Origin of the sequence: Pseudoalteromonas sp. P1-25 (genome assembly GCF_001401805.1) — a bacterium.
Classification (GTDB): domain Bacteria; phylum Pseudomonadota; class Gammaproteobacteria; order Enterobacterales; family Alteromonadaceae; genus Pseudoalteromonas.
In genome coordinates, this window is sequence record NZ_LKDW01000001.1 from 1 (window position 1) to 15,587 (window position 15,587).

Below are 15,587 nucleotides of genomic sequence, written 5' to 3' on the forward strand. Positions count from 1 at the left end.
TACCTAGAAAAGTGACTTAACGTTACGCGTGTTTTTCTGTGTAGCGCGAAGCGTCTAAGTGTCCTGGGTGGTAGAAATAATGAGAAGCTGCGCTTCTAACGTGAGCAAGCTCGACGTCTACAAGCGCGATATAAAATCACGGCTACCTACAAAATTAACACCGAGGTAAATTGCCTTGTAGACGCGCATTGCTTTCGTTTTAAAAGCAACGCTTTTACCTGTTTTAACCTATTCCTGAACGCTTTTATTTAACCTTTACGAGTGATCATCAACGTACACACCCCAGCAATTATTCCCCAAAACGCAGAACCCACCGAGAGCATGGTTAAATCAGATACGGTTACCAAAAACGTGACTATTGCGGCCTCGGTATATTGGGCTGAACTTAACGCTTGTTGCAAACTATTAGCAATGGTGCCAAACAACGCAATCCCCGCTAAAGCCAAAATTAATGCCTGCGGTAAACTTGCCACTAAGCCAACGAGCGTTGCCGCGCATAGTGCCATAACAATATAAAATACGCCTGCGGCAATACTTGCCCAATAACGCTTATCGGGGCTTTTATCGGCCTCGTCGCTCATACAAATAGCAGCGGTAATGGCCGCTAAATTAATAGAGTACGTACCAAATGGAGCCGTTAAAATATTAATAAAACCGGTTACATTGAGCGTGGCTGAAATAGGCGCTTTATAATTGTGTGCCTTTAACACAGCAATACCCGGTAAATTTTGAGAGGTCATAGTCACTATATAAAGTGGCAGGCCAATACTTATGCACGCTTGCAAATTAAAATGCGGCGTTATGTATGTAAACTCACTTAGTTTCCAGTGGATAGTGCCGGTATCAATATGCCCCATTTGCCACGCCAGTATTACACCTGCAACTAAAACACTTAGCATGGCAAAACGTGCAAAAAAGCGTTTTCCTAAAAAATACATAAGCACCATTAAGCCAATAACCAGTGGTAGCTCATTCATAAAATTAAATACATCTATACCAAAAGTGACCAACACGCCTGCCAGCATGGCACAGGCAAGCTCGCTTGGTATTCTGTTCATTATTTTTTCAAACCAACCCGTAACCCCCGATATAAAAACCAATGTAGCGGCAAACATAAATGCACCAACGGCTTCATTTAAATGGTAGCCTTTTGCGCTTGAGATAAGTAAAGCCGCCCCAGTGGTAGACCACGCAATTAAAACCGGCACTTTATAATAATACGACAGCCCTATGGTGGTTATGCCCATTACCAGCCCTAACATTAAAAGCCAGCTTGCCACTAAGTCGGGTGTGCCGCCAAGGGTAATAACAACTTGATAAATAAGCGCAATAGAGCTTGAAAAACCTATAATAACCGCCACTAATCCTGCAGTTGCACGATTAAGTAGCTGATCCGAAAACGTCATAAAATCCCTCTTAAATTCAGATTTTTATGCTCACAACATACGTTGCCTATTTACGCTTTGCAATTAGCGTTTACGCTATTAAGCGTGAAAAATATTCATTATTTTAAAAAAATTTTTACCTATAAAGTGAACACACTTAATTGCCAGATTAAAAATAAATATATTTTTTAGCGTTCGTCTATACCTCGCTAAAACCCTAGCAAAACCCATCCTATAAAGTAAAAAATTTAAAACCCAAAACGGGTAAATTGTTTATTTACAATCATTTACAAAAAGCAAAACCAGCACTTTAATACTACACACCCCAACTTGATCTAATTCTTCATATGATATAAAACATAACAATTAGTTAACCAAAAACCCCATAAGAGAAACAAATGAAACGCGCTCTTTTAATAATTGTTGCCTTTGGACTATCTGCTTTTGCTATTTATAAGCTGCTATTTAATACCGAAAAAGTACAGCAGGTAACAGCCCCTGTTGCAGTAGATATAGTGCCCGTTGACTCTAAATTTGCAGCCAATAAAAAAGCACCTCAGCCTATAGATATGAGTAAAGATCCTGTTAACGTACAGCCTCAAACACTTAATGAGCCAGCACAAAGCAGCCAGTTTGAAGCCATTAATAAGGTATCTGAAAAAGCCAAAGAGGTACTTACCAACGCCAAGGTGCTGCCAAGCGATTTAAACAACGAAGCCTACATAGAGTTTGACCTAAATACATTGCAAGCGCTCGAAACTGGCGACTCATTTGATATTTCAATCCCGCAAACCGCCGAAACCTACAGCGCCGAAATCACCTCGTTATCTGAGGCTAGTAATGGCGATAAAAGCATATTTGGCCAAGTAATAGGTGCCAATGGGCAACTCCACACCACAGTTATGACCGTAGGAGACGACGCAATTTATGGACAATTTACCGCACCTAGCGGCAATTACGTTTTTGAAAGCAAAGGTAAATATGGCTGGATTGCAGCAAAACGCGACTTATACAAAAGCCACATAGAGCATCACGTAGATGCACCCACACCAAAAACAGATAAAACCATAGATATGTTTGCCCCCAAAAAAACCGAACAACCCAACATGCAGTAACCCAACTAAATCAATCAGCAGTAAAACTTCCAACCACTACATAAGTAAGGAAATATAAAAATGAAAAAACTAATCACTACGGCAGCCATTGCCAGCGCACTATTTGCAACAAGTGCAGCAAAGGCAGTAACGATTGATATTGGTATTTTATATACCGACCAATCGGCCGCAGCAACAAGTAATATAAACACTAAAATAAACCAGCTGATCGCCTTTAGTAACCAGGTTTATAGCCAAAATGGGGTAGATATTACACTGCGTTTAGCGGGCACAGAAAACCTTGGCGATTATGCCATTACACCGTCTGAAGACTGGTTAGATGCAGTAACAAACAGCAGCTATGTAGATGGTTTACGCACTAGCTGGAAAGCCGACATGGTAGCCGTGCTGGGTACTGGTCAAAGTGCGGGCAATGGTTTAATTTCGTGTGGTTTAGCATGGGTTGGCCAAGGCACTAACGGTAATTTATACAGCTCAATGAGCGACCGTATGTACTCAATTACGGCTATAGATTGTGGTGCTACTACGTTTGTGCACGAGCTTGGTCATAACCAAGGTTTAGCGCACTCACGCAAACAAGGTGACACCTCAGGTGGAGTATATGTTGATGGTATGGGCCACGGTGTGCAAAACGAATTTGCCAGCATTATGGCTTACCCGCACGTGTACGGCAGCGCAACCCAATACGATTACTTCTCAAATCCTAATTGGAGTGTAAATGGCCTAGCCTTTGGTGTAACTGGCCAAGCATATGCTATTCGCACCGTGACCGACACTAAAACAAGCATTGCTAATTTTAAATAACCTAAATTAGTTTAACCGTTTGTATTTTTTCCCTTTAGAGCGCTCTGGCGCTCTTTTTTGTTTACCTCAAACATTAACAAAATTTAATCTTGCGTCCACCTTAAAAATAACCTTGCTTAGGTACACTTATTCCATATCAAAAACAAGGAGTAAGCTATGATTAAATCACCATTAAACACAACCGTTAAACTCATTTCGTTATCTGCTATTTCACTTGCTTTAAGCGCCTGCGGAAGCAGCTCAAGTGATGAAAACACAGACGCCATTTCTGAGGTGAGTAATTTTCCAAGTGTTATCATTGGCCAAGTGTCAGAGGTAAGCGACAATGCAATTACTATTAATAATCACACTATTCCAGCAAGTAACGCAGAGATAGAAATAGATGGCATTAACGCCAGCCTATCCGATATTCAAACAGGCATGTACCTAGAAGTTGAAACAAATGGCTCGCAAGCCACCGAAGTTGAGTACGAGCCCTTATTAAAAGGCCCTGTAAATATTAATGGCGATACATTAACCATAGCAGGTACACAGCTAAACAACGTGCAAAGCGCAGGCCTGTCGCAAGGCGACCTGCTTGAAATTAGCGGCTACAGCGACTCAACCAATAGCATTACAGTGACCTACCAGGCGCCTGTAAATAATCCACAAGAAGAGCTTGAACTAAAAGGCAGCATTACTCACTTAAATACACAAGCTGGCACATTTAATTTAGGTGACTTGCTTATTAATTATCAACAAGCCGACGTTGAAGGCGCGCTCAATAATGGCCAATTTGTAGAAGTAGAAGGCATATTTAATGAACAACACGTTATTGCCAGTGAGGTAGATGCTGAGCAAGCCCCTGCGTTTAGCGATAACACATACACAGAGCTTGAAGGCGTTATTACCTTTGTAAATAATACCCAAACGCTTATAACTATTAATACTCAGTGGCAAGTAACATTAAACGAGCAAACCCAATACGAAGATGGCACCGCCGCTAATTTAGTCACAGGCCAACAGGTAGAAATAGACGGCCAATGGCAGCAAAGTAATGGCAAATTATTAGCCACAAGCATTGAATTTGAAGACACTAATACAGCGCCAAGTACCTCGCACTATACATTTTCTGTATCGGGGCTTGTTAGCTATGCCAATAACACAGCCACGATTAACGGCCAAAACTTTACATTAACTAATCAAACACAATACGAAGATGGTTTAACCGCAGCCACATTAGACGGCCAATGGTTAGAACTCGAAGGCACCTATACCGCTGAGCAAGCCCTAGTCAGCGAAGTAGACATTGAGGATGACAGCAACACCATAGACCTAAAAGGCAATGTAGCGTTAAATAACAATGGCCAAGCCTCAATATGGGGTTATGTGAGCGAAGATAGCTCGTTAGCACAATTTAACGGCCAGTATGTAGATCTTGAGTGCCAATGGGTGAGTGCTAACCAGGTAAGAGCCTGCGTATTAGACGATTAACTACAATAGTTACGCTTAACTTTGCAAAGGGCTTGTTACCTTTTACGGTAACAAGCCCTATTAAAGTTAAACAGAGTTGTTTGTTTATTTGATAAACTAACGCATAAAATAACGTTCAAGCCACAAGAGCCTATTTATGAAATATATTTTATTAACTGTAACCCTGTTTGCGAGCGCATTTTGCCACGCTAATAGCTCCGCTATTTTTAATAAGCTCAGCCAAGCTAACGCCCCTTCTGCACAGCAAATTTTAGCAAAAATAGAAAAAAGCTTTTCAAGCCAAGGCATTATTGTAGAGTTTGAACTTGAGTTTGAAAAAGGCATTACCGTTTACGAAGTCACGCTGTTTGATTTAAACAATAACCGTTTTATTGAGTTAATTGTTAATGCCCAAGGGCAGGTTATTGAGCAGGAGTATGAACAACCCGAACTTGACGAAGAAGACGAAGTAGCTGCTGCCAAACTAATGAAGAAAAAACATTACCAAATGCATCAGCTAGTTAAGCAGTTAAGCCCTGCGCCGCCTTATTACTTAATTGAGTCGCAATTAGAGCAAGACATAGGCATAACCTACCTTGTTGCCACCTTTATTACAGCAAAAGGTCGGCATAAAAAAGCCATAGATTTAGCCACAGGTAAAAACCTGCCTTTACTGCGTTGGGGTAATTAATGAAGCTGCTACTAGTAGAGGACGACAAACAAAATCGTGAGTTTTTATACAAAGCGTTTAACGAGCAAGGCTACACCGTAGACACTGCCGAAGACGGCCAGCAAGCACTGCTTATGGCCACCTGCGAAGAGCACGACATAATAATACTCGACCGTATGTTACCTAAACTTGATGGGCTACAAGTATTGGCCGCACTTAGGGCCACCGGCAAGCGTACCCCGGTACTTATTCTTTCCGCATTAGATAAAGTAGACGAACGCGTAGCAGGTTTAAAAGCGGGCGGCGACGACTACCTAACAAAGCCATTTGCGTTTTCTGAACTGGCCATACGTGTAGAAAAACTGATAAACAGGCCTTCGCCTGCAAGCGAGCAAAGCACCACCTTAGAGTTTGAAAACGTACGCTTAGATTATCGCCACCATAAAGCGCAGGTAAACGGCAATACACTCACTCTTCAACCTAAAGAATTTAAACTATTACACTTTTTGCTAGATCATAAAGACAAGCTAGTTACACGCACGTTATTGTTTGAATCGGTGTGGGAATATAATTTTGACCCCGGAACCAACGTAATAGATGTACACATAGCCAGGCTTCGTAAAAAACTTATGCAGCACCATGCCACCGTAGAAATACAAACTATACGGGGCGTGGGGTATCGGTTACAAAAAGCGCAGCACAATGAACAATAAATCGCTATGGTGGCAATTTAACCCCCGTGTAAGCTCGGTGTGGCGCTTAACGCTTGCCTTTGCCACAATTACCTCGGTGGTGCTGGTGCTGTGTATTGTGCTTATTTATCAATTATTACTTGGTGAGCAAACGCGCCAGGTAGACAGGCGTTTAAATGCAGAGCAAGTAAGAATACAAGGGCTTGCCAATAAATTTGATAAAGCCTCGTTTTTTAAACAACTTAACGTATTTAAAAACGAAGGTGGCATTTTAATGTTTTGGCAAAACGACAACGAACAAAGCCAAGGTTTAAGCTTTTTGCCAAACGATATACCTCAACTACCTCAAACGGTGGAGTTTCCGGTATTAGATACGCAACGCGAGCAAATTAGATTACTTACCACAGGTTTAGTTAAAACTCAGCATGGCACCGTGGTTATTGCCACGCCAACCGAGCATTTAAGCCGCTTAATTACCGAGTTTAAAACAATTGCAATATGGGCTTGCATACTCAGCCTTATTGTAACGTGTGTATTTGGGTATATTTTTGCTAGGCGCCATTTACAACGCGTAAATTACTTTAATAATGTGGCAGAGCAAGTGCAAAAAGGCGATTTATCGGCGCGCGTTGTACACAAACAAAAAGGCGACGAATTTGTAACCCTCGCTAAACACATTAATACCATGCTGCAAAGCATTGAAGAAAACTTTGCCCTTGTGCAAGGCATAACCGACAACATAGCACACGACTTAAAAACCCCGCTAACGCGTTTACGTTTAATGCTTGAGCAAGAAGCGTTAAAACAACCAAGCCTAGGGCTTGCAATAGAGCAACTAGAAAACGTACTGCACACCTTTGACGCTATGTTAAAGCTTACTCGTTTAGAGCATGGGCAGTTTCCGCTAAAATTAGAGCCTGTACACGCAGTGCCTTTAATTAACGACATAATAGAAATACTAGAGCCCACAGCAGAGCAAAATCAGCAGCAAATAACGCTACTTAAAAACCACAACCTTATAATTGAAGGCGACAAAAACCTCGTGTTTCAAGCGTGTTATAACCTGCTGCAAAACGCCATTAAATACGCAGGTAACGGCGCCACTATAACGATTACTCTATTACAAAATAGCATTACTATTAGCGACAACGGTAAAGGGGTTAATAAACAGCAGTTAAGTCAACTTACTAAGCGCTTTTACAGAAGCGATATTGCACGGCAAAAAGACGGATTTGGCTTAGGCCTTGCTACCGTAAAAGCAATTTGCGATAGGCATAACTTTACTTTAACGCTTAACAGTGACGAACACGGATTTAGCAGCACAATCAGCGATACCAATCCGCTTAATTAAGTGAGCTACTTTGAGGATGGAAAAAGTGGCGCTAATGCACCACTATTTTTTGCTTAATAGCTGGCATAAGAGTTTTACCGTCGCCATCTATTTTATTTAATAGCTTAAGCCCCATTACCTTTGCAAGCACTGGGTAAATATCAAGGTTATTTACTTTTTCAAGGCTTAGCCCTTGTTTAAACGCAGGCCCTATCGCAATTAACGTGGCTGCCATATCGTCGGTGTAAGCATAGCCATGTGTACCTAAGTACATCGCTTTGCCTTCATTAGTAAACACCGCAGGGGCATTCGTTTGCGCAACAATATCGCCTACACGGGTGCCTTTATTGTAATGATAAGCCGCTAATTGCTGGTCATTTAACACCGTATATCGGCCGTTTGCTGCGTACTGTAAGGCTTGTTTGTAAGTTGCAACTTGCTCGCTTGTTACCCCAGGTTTTGCATAAATAAGTAAACGCGGCCCCGTATTTTTAATAATAAAGTTATCGCTTTTAGGCAAGGTTGTAATATCAATACTTTGCTCAGGGTCCACATGCGCCATACCGTGATCAGACACAATAACAAGGTTAATATCTTGCTCTAATTTACTTAAACGCGCCTGCAATTGGCCCATAAGGTCATCTAATTGCTTAACTGCATCGCGTGTTTGTGGTGCGTCTGGCCCAAACTCGTGGCCCATACTATCAACCAACGAAAAATAACTTGCCACAAATCGCGGTCGCTGCGCTTTAGGTAAGCTTAGCCATTGAATTATTTGATCAACACGGCCTTGGTACTCACTGTATTTAGAGTAATGAAAATAATAGTCTGGCGTCATACCATTAAAGCGCGCATCCGACTCTGGCCAAAAATAAGTAGCCGACTTTAAGCCCTGCATTTTAGCTAAATTCCAAAGTGGAATACCGTTGACCCAGGTGCTGTCGTTTTGCGCTTTACCCATGCTGTAACACTGGTTTTTACGCGCTTTATCACAAAATTTATTATCTACAATGCCATGGTTCACCGGCAATAACCCAGTAATAATAGAAATATGATTAGGAAATGTTTTTGTGGGATAAACCGGCATTAGCTTTTGTGCGCGTACACCTTTAGTAGCCATGGCTTTTAAATTAGATGCGCCGTGTTTTTCTATGTAATCCCAACGCATGCCATCTATTGATATAAGTACAACGGTTTGCTCTTTTGCCGCATAAGCCACGTGGCTGGTTAACACTAAAAGCGCCAACATTATCGCCTTTAAAAATACATACTTCATTACAAATACTCGCCTACATTAAAATGCGTTAAATACTGAAAAATATAGCTTTATAATACAATTGCTAAGCCTTAAATGATACACACACCTGTACCTAACTCGCCTAGATGTATATATTAACAAGTAAGTATTTAAAACGAATGACAACGCGCATTTACTTTGCCAGTCGTCACCACTTAGTAAGGATTCAGATGACTATCGACTTTAGTAAAAAAATAACCCCAGCGCGCATGTATCGCACCACCGCAAACCTGCAAATGGCAATGGAAAGCGACCGCGGGCGCATAATTAACAGTGCTGCTATTCGCCGCCTACAGCAAAAAACCCAGGTTTTTCCGCTAGAGCGTAACGCCGCGGTACGCTCGCGCTTAACCCACTCACTTGAAGTACAACAAGTAGGGCGCTTTATAGTGCAGCGCATTTTTGCCAATTTAAGTTTTGAGCAGCAAACCGAGTTTGGTTTAAAAGGGCTAGAACGCCCGCTCGAAAGCTTGGTAGAAATGGCCTGCCTAATGCACGACATTGGCAACCCACCTTTTGGACACTTTGGCGAAGCCGCCATAAATCACTGGTTTAATAACAACCTAGCAAGCGTTACACCTGCGCGCTGCCAAGAGCAAAATACCGGCATAGGGGTTATTTTTAAACACTTAGCGCACGATATTTGTAACTTTGAAGGCAACGCTCAAGGCATACGTATCATTCATTCACTGCTGGGCTTAAACTTAACCTATTGCCAAAGCGCAGGCATTTTAAAATACACCCGCCCTGCAGGCTTAAACCCAAAAGACATACCGCAAAATAAAAACTACTTAATGAAAAAAGTAGGTTACTACTACAGTGAAAAAACCTTTGTAGAGGCACTACAAAACGAGCTGGTTATAGAGCTATACTGCCGCCATCCGGCCAGTTACATTATGGAAGCAGCCGACGATATTTCGTACTGCCTAGCCGACATAGAAGACGCCGTAGAAAAAGATATAATAACCACCGAGCTGCTTTGCCAACAGTTGAAAAGTGAATATAAAAAAGCCCTAATAAACCTAACCATTGACGACACCGAACACCTAAACTTTGTAGATAAAGCGGTAGATTACGCACTAGAGCGCGCCAATGCACAGCCTTATAATTTTAACAGCGAATTTTTTATATACCTGCGAGTAGCCTTGCTCCACCCGCTTGTAAATCACGCCGCCAAGCGTTTTATAGAGCACATTGAACCTATTTACCATGGCGACTTTAACCAAGCCCTGCTAGAAGATAGCAGCCACTTGCATGCGGTTACTAAAACCTTAAAACAAGTGGCGCTTAAACATGTGTTTTCTAACAAAGAGGTAGAAAAACTAGAACTGCAAGGCTACCGCATAATTAATGGCCTGCTCGATTGTTATAAGCCACTGCTGCAACTTAACAGTGACGACTTTAAACGTGCACTCAATGGCGACTCACGCTTATTAATCGAATCGCGTTTGGTTAAAAAGCTCTCTAAAAAGCACTTAAATAGTTATCAGCACGCCATAGATGCCATGCAAGAAGAGCCCGACCACTTTGCCGCTTACGAGTTTTACTACCGCTGTAGGCTAATACAAGATTACATAAGTGGCATGACCGACCAATTTGCCTACGACGAGTACCGCAGCCTAATGGTGATTGATTAACGAGGAGCTTTTACTTATCTCACTAGGTTACAAACCTCGCGCCACGATTTAATTGCCCCTAGTTTGAACAAATTTCAATCCGCAAAGGTCAACACGCCCTTAGTGCCTAGATATATTTTAATTTTGCGCTTAAAATCAGACTATTGATACTTAAGCGCCGTGTTTTATGATTATTAGACTCTCTCAACTTATTTTTTGCTTTGCTTTATTTTACAGCAGCCAAAGCGCTGCCTATAACGAAGCCATGTGTATTTTAATTAAGCAAGAAATGCAGCAGTACAGTAATAATAAAGCCAGCCAGCAGTATCGTAAGGCCGCACGCGATTTTAACAGAAACTGTAATAAACCTAAGCAAGTAAAAACAAAACCAGTAGCGCCCCCAGTGGTTGAACAAGAGCCAGAACCGCTTGCACTTACTCCCGAGCAAGAGCAAGCCTTGCTTGAGCAAATAAATGCAGCAGAAGAAGCCATAAAACAAAGTGCAAGCAAAGCCACAACAACCACTCAACCTACTACCCCAATAAGCGAGCAAAGCCCAAAAATTAATGAGGATGCAGCAAGTGCGCCTACACCCGAACTTGCACCTAATAGCAGCGAATTACCCCCCCCAATTACCCAAACAGAAACGCAGCCATCGGCACCTAAAACGGCCCTAAAAACAGAGCCTAAAAAAGAGCAGCCAACGGTAAATACTACGCCAAAACCGGCACCAGTAAGTATACCTGCGCCGGTTGAAGAGCCGCCAAGTTCATTACTGTTACCAAGTTTACTACTGCTTATTGTGGTATTAATTGGCGCTATGGTGGTTATACGTTTACGCCGCGCTAAACAAAATAAGCCCGAGCCGCCTGTTGCGCCAACCGCAACAGGCACGCTTGCTAAAAATAGCAATATAAGTACAAAACACGTAACAGCGCCCAAAGCCGCAGACCAAAGTGATGAGCTTACAAAGCCAGTTTCACACACGGTTGCAGCTCAAAGCGAGCCTGAACCAGTAAGCCCTAATACGCCTATAAACGAGGCAACAAACGCGCCAATACCTGTAACAGAGGCTGAGCCACAGCAAGTTAAACCAGAAGAAGATGTACCAGCCCCTGAGCCTAAAAAAGTAGCGCCAGAGCCAAACACCGCCGAGTTTGAAGCCGCCGCTAAAAACACATTAGCGCGTATACAAAGTGCAAACGGTTTTGCAGAGCCCGAAGTTAGAGAATTTGACCCAGATGCGCCTTCGGTTAAGCGACCCCGCAAGCCGCAAAGCAGTGCGGTTGAAAAACCAAAAGCCAAGCCTATTGAAGAAGTTAAACCACACGAGTCAACACTTATAAACGAACCGGCCGCGCCAAGTAACCCGATCACCGAGCCAAATACCAGCGCGCACCTGCATACTGGCGATAAAAACAGCGAGCTTGAACAAACCACGTTTAATGGCGAACACGACTTTAAAGAGCCCGAAATTCGTACCTACGATCCTGATGCGCCATTAAAGGCAAGTAAAAAGCCTGAACCAGTAAACGCATCAGTAAAATCTAGTGACGGCCCCTCTTTAGATACGCCGGCGCCAGAGGCCCACGAATCACCACTTACGGATAAACCAGAGCCGAAAAGTGCGCCCAAGCAAACAGACTCTAGCAACCCATTTGCCAATTTATCGCTAGATGAAAGCTGGGATCCAAATTCAGATAAAAAGCCCGTAATAGAGCCAAAAAAGAAAGCGCCTAAATCTCAAGCCTTAATAGAGGCAGAAGAGCGGGCAAAAAACATGAAAACAAAAGATTAGCGAGCATGTTACTGCTTTATATTGATAACTTTTAACGCAATGAGTGCGCTATCTCAACAGAGTAAACATGATTTAATAAAAAGCTACAAACACAAAAAAGCGGCTAAAAAGCCGCTTTTTTGTTTAAAAATATAGAGTTTAAGCTTAATTAAACGCGCTATTGTAAGTATGAACTTAAGAGTGGAAAATGCGCCTACTGCGACTAAACATACGTTATTTAGTTATTAGGGAGCATGTTTTTAATGTTTAAATCGTATTGCAAAATACCATCGTTATTAACCGCCACACCCGCTAATTGCACAGAATGATTAGCAAACTCTTCCGACGCCGATAAATCGGCTAACACGCCAGCGATATCTTCGTGCTTAGGTTGTCCATCGGTTGCAACAATGCCCGCATTACAGTCGTTTTGCTTACATTCAAAGCTGTATAAAAATAACGACTTTTCAGCAAAGCTGTTTTGCACTTTGTTTAAAAATACTTGTTCTGATTGGGTTATATCAACCGGGCTTTGAGTATTAACAGCGCCTTCAAGCTCAGAGTATTCACCCACCTCTTGCGGGGTAATGACTATTTGCTCGGTAAGGGGCGTGCCATTGTTGTTGGTTATACCCTGGCTACTTTGCATTGCTTGTATATCTACCACAATTGGTTGAGCAGGCTGCGTGGCAGTGGTGTTAGTTATTGAAGAGGTATTTTGAGCCAAGGCGGTCAAATCGTTTTTAAACACGTACAAAGTTGCAGCAGTAATAGCGCATGCAATGAGTAATTTGTTCATAATACTTCCCTCCTTTAACCAATTTACGCAATACAATTAAGTGAAATGCTTTTCAAGTGTAGCTAATGTTAATATTATGTTTTGTTTGGGTGTGTACTGTCAATCTTTAATACTAGGTCGCCCCAATTAAAAGCACAATTTAATAAATGTTAAAATTTAACATCATCCCGTTAAACCCATATCGCCACACTATAATGTTAGCAACAGCTACGCGCTTATTAGCAACTAGCTGGCAGGTTATTTATTTGTAACAATCTGTAAAAGGCAACACCTTTTATGACAACTCCACCACAAAAAAGTTTACAGCGATTGTTACAAAAACTTAAATAAATTACTCAAAGTAAAAAAAACACAAAAAAGGCACTCACATACAGGCGCAATTTTATACCGCGCTCATAGACGTCGAGCCTGCTCACGTTAGAAGCGTAGCTTCTCATTACTTAATAAATTAACACCGTAAAAGCCCTGCTTTTAAACGAAAGCAATGCGCGTCTACAAGGTGAAACTTTACGCTAGCGAAGATGTGATGCGTAGGCGCGATTTTATATCGCGCTTGTAGACGTCGAGCTTGCTCACGTTAGAAGCGCAGCGTCTCATTACCTAATAAATTAACACCGTAAAAGCCCTGCTTTTAAACGAAAGCAATGCGCGTCTACAAGGTGAAGTTTTACGCTAGCGAAGATGTGATGCGTAGGCGCGATTTTATATCGCACTTGTAGACGTCGAGCTTGCTCACGTTAGAAGCGCAGCGTCTCATTACTTAATAAATTAACACCGTAAAAGCCCTGCTTTTAAACAAAAGCAATGCGCGTCTACAAGGTGAAACTTTACGCTAGCGTGGATGTGATGCGTAGGCGCGTTTTTATATCGCGCTTGTAGACGTCGAGCTTGCTCACGTTAGAAGCGCAGCTTCTCATTACTTAATAAATTAACATTGTAAAAGCCTGCTTTTAAACGCCACCAAGTTACGATTTTAACAAAACAAACTAAAATTTATGTGGCTTAAATGGCGCTTTTAACCATTTTGAATAGTCATGATTAAACGCAGGAAACTGTTTAAATAACATCGCGTTTAATTGAGCTTTCGAGAGCTTGTTACAGGGATTTTTCTGCTCAGCCAGCATAATATTTTTAAGTAATAATCTGCCTGATTGGGTATCCATTAAAAAATAAATTGCAGCCCAGCTACTAGCGTAAAGCATACTACTGTCGCCTTTTTGCCACGTATCATTTAACCCCGTTAACCGATTAAGTCTAAGCACGTTTTTAATAAGCTTATTATTACGTACCCAGGTTTGATTAGGCTCTACAATAGCAGTTTGCATATTGTTATGGGTAAACTCAAAATACTCAGCAAACCCTTCATTTAACCACCTAGGCGTGTACCCTAAAACTGCTTTATTAATGGCATGCACTGCTTCGTGCACTGCCGTTCTCATGGTGTTTTGTTCGCCACTAAAATTAATAAACGCAGAGTTAGTTGCATGAAAATACATTCCTGCTGTATTTTCTGGGTTGCCGCCATTGTTAGTAATAGCGGCGTTATAAGCCCTACGATTAGGTAATACCGTTAAATTTAGCTTTACTTTTTTTAAGGCATGCGTGCCAATAATTTGTCCATACACCTTAAATACGGTATTGAGTTTTACTTGTAGCTTTTGGTTAAATGAAGGCGGCAAATTAGGTGTGTTTAGATTAAGGTCAAAATAATCCAGTGGCTCAGAAAAATTACTCTCGTACGTTGCTACAGCAAAGTTAGGCTTAGTATCACTAAAATGCGTAACTCCCGCCTTATCGGTCCAAGTGTATATATCGCCGTTACGTTTATATTTTACCTCGCCTAAAGATACATCTGTACATTGTGTTTTATCTGCTTGAGGCGAGTGGTTCCATGCAGGTGCAAAAGAGCTGCTCGCAGGCGTTTTTATAGGGGTTACGGGTTGAGATTTAACTAATGGCTTACTTGGCTGGGTTACGTATAAATCGTTGTAAATACGCTTAACTTCACCTATCGGGTCGTGATAATTAAACACTCGCCCTGTAAAATGATTAGCAATAAGCGCTGATGCAATAAGCATCACAACAAACATAAATACTATACGAAGCTTACTATTAAACATAACTACGGACGGCCCTGCCATTGGGTTTCAAATACTTGCTTTTGCGCCACTCTGTACTCTCTACACCAAACAAAATCGCTTGTTTCCATTTCTTTTTTACGACACCGCTTAGGTAGTTTATAAAATTTAGACCACGCCTCAAGCTTAGCTTTGTTTTTATAGCTGGCACTGTGCAAAGTCATGTTTGATACCTTTTGATTAAGTAACCAGTTGGTATTTACTGAACGTGTTGCATGTGGACGGTATGAGTGATTACTCTTTTTAGATTTATTGCAGTGCTTTGCCAATTGGCTAAACAACACTTTGTCGCGAGCCGTTAATCGCTCACCTTTTTTAACGCTATAACCTTGCCTAAATTGAGAGCGAATAGATTCACGCTCCTTTTTTATGCTTGCGCACTTACTTTGCGTGTAAGCCTCGCCTGCATAAGCGTACGTTGAAATAAAACTAAGCAAAACTAAAATCCATTTAATCATTCACTATTGCTAACTAAAAAATCAAGGAGCAAATTTACAAAGTAATAGCCCCTT

13 protein-coding genes are annotated in these 15,587 nt (G+C 41.7%); 8 read left to right on the top strand and 5 right to left on the bottom strand.

Annotation, left to right across the window (positions count from 1 at the left end):
- Positions 1-248 precede the first annotated feature (248 nt).
- Positions 249-1,406, bottom strand: coding sequence for a benzoate/H(+) symporter BenE family transporter (locus AN393_RS00005; RefSeq protein WP_055016975.1), 1,158 nt, complete (start codon positions 1,404-1,406; stop codon positions 249-251).
- A gap of 377 nt (positions 1,407-1,783) precedes the next feature.
- Here AN393_RS00005 and AN393_RS00010 point away from each other — a divergent pair, with 377 nt between their 5' ends.
- The 6 genes from AN393_RS00010 to AN393_RS00035 all read left to right on the top strand — a co-directional run bounded on the left by AN393_RS00010 (position 1,784) and on the right by AN393_RS00035 (position 7,469).
- Positions 1,784-2,500: a hypothetical protein gene (locus AN393_RS00010; RefSeq protein WP_055016976.1), complete on the top strand. Its 717-nt coding sequence runs from the start codon at positions 1,784-1,786 to the stop codon at positions 2,498-2,500.
- 60 nt (positions 2,501-2,560) lie between these two features.
- Complete coding sequence (locus AN393_RS00015; RefSeq protein WP_055016977.1) at positions 2,561-3,304, top strand: zinc-dependent metalloprotease family protein; 744 nt, start codon at positions 2,561-2,563, stop codon at positions 3,302-3,304.
- Positions 3,305-3,460: 156 nt separating this feature from the next.
- Complete coding sequence (locus tag AN393_RS00020) at positions 3,461-4,777, top strand: DUF5666 domain-containing protein (protein ID WP_055016978.1); 1,317 nt, start codon at positions 3,461-3,463, stop codon at positions 4,775-4,777.
- Positions 4,778-4,913: 136 nt separating this feature from the next.
- Positions 4,914-5,447 carry a PepSY domain-containing protein gene (locus AN393_RS00025; RefSeq protein WP_055016979.1) on the top strand — a complete coding sequence of 178 codons (534 nt, stop codon included), beginning with the start codon at positions 4,914-4,916 and terminating at the stop codon, positions 5,445-5,447.
- A complete protein-coding gene (locus AN393_RS00030; RefSeq protein WP_055016614.1) occupies positions 5,447-6,139 on the top strand; it encodes a response regulator transcription factor in 693 nt (230 codons plus the stop codon). The genes AN393_RS00025 and AN393_RS00030 overlap by 1 nt, the downstream gene beginning before the upstream one ends.
- Positions 6,129-7,469: an ATP-binding protein gene (locus AN393_RS00035; protein ID WP_055016613.1), complete on the top strand. Its 1,341-nt coding sequence runs from the start codon at positions 6,129-6,131 to the stop codon at positions 7,467-7,469. The genes AN393_RS00030 and AN393_RS00035 overlap by 11 nt, the downstream gene beginning before the upstream one ends.
- Positions 7,470-7,500: 31 nt before the next feature.
- Here the strand turns inward: AN393_RS00035 and AN393_RS00040 are convergent, their stop codons facing one another.
- Complete coding sequence (locus tag AN393_RS00040; protein WP_055016980.1) at positions 7,501-8,724, bottom strand: alkaline phosphatase family protein; 1,224 nt, start codon at positions 8,722-8,724, stop codon at positions 7,501-7,503.
- Between the two features lie 191 nt (positions 8,725-8,915).
- Here AN393_RS00040 and dgt point away from each other — a divergent pair, with 191 nt between their 5' ends.
- Both dgt and AN393_RS00050 read left to right on the top strand, forming a co-directional pair.
- Positions 8,916-10,382, top strand: coding sequence for a dGTPase (gene dgt / locus AN393_RS00045; RefSeq protein WP_055016981.1), 1,467 nt, complete (start codon positions 8,916-8,918; stop codon positions 10,380-10,382).
- A 166-nt stretch (positions 10,383-10,548) separates the two neighbouring features.
- Positions 10,549-12,159: a hypothetical protein gene (locus AN393_RS00050; protein WP_055016982.1), complete on the top strand. Its 1,611-nt coding sequence runs from the start codon at positions 10,549-10,551 to the stop codon at positions 12,157-12,159.
- A gap of 217 nt (positions 12,160-12,376) precedes the next feature.
- Here the strand turns inward: AN393_RS00050 and AN393_RS00055 are convergent, their stop codons facing one another.
- The 3 genes from AN393_RS00055 to AN393_RS00065 all read right to left on the bottom strand — a co-directional run bounded on the left by AN393_RS00055 (position 12,377) and on the right by AN393_RS00065 (position 15,533).
- Positions 12,377-12,937 (bottom strand): hypothetical protein, encoded by a 561-nt coding sequence (locus AN393_RS00055; RefSeq protein ID WP_055016609.1) that lies wholly within the window; start codon positions 12,935-12,937, stop codon positions 12,377-12,379.
- A 986-nt stretch (positions 12,938-13,923) separates the two neighbouring features.
- Positions 13,924-15,057, bottom strand: coding sequence for a DUF1570 domain-containing protein (locus tag AN393_RS00060; protein ID WP_055016983.1), 1,134 nt, complete (start codon positions 15,055-15,057; stop codon positions 13,924-13,926).
- A gap of 2 nt (positions 15,058-15,059) precedes the next feature.
- On the bottom strand, positions 15,060-15,533 hold the full coding sequence (locus AN393_RS00065) for a hypothetical protein (RefSeq protein ID WP_055016984.1): 474 nt from the start codon (positions 15,531-15,533) through the stop codon (positions 15,060-15,062).
- Positions 15,534-15,587 lie beyond the last annotated feature (54 nt).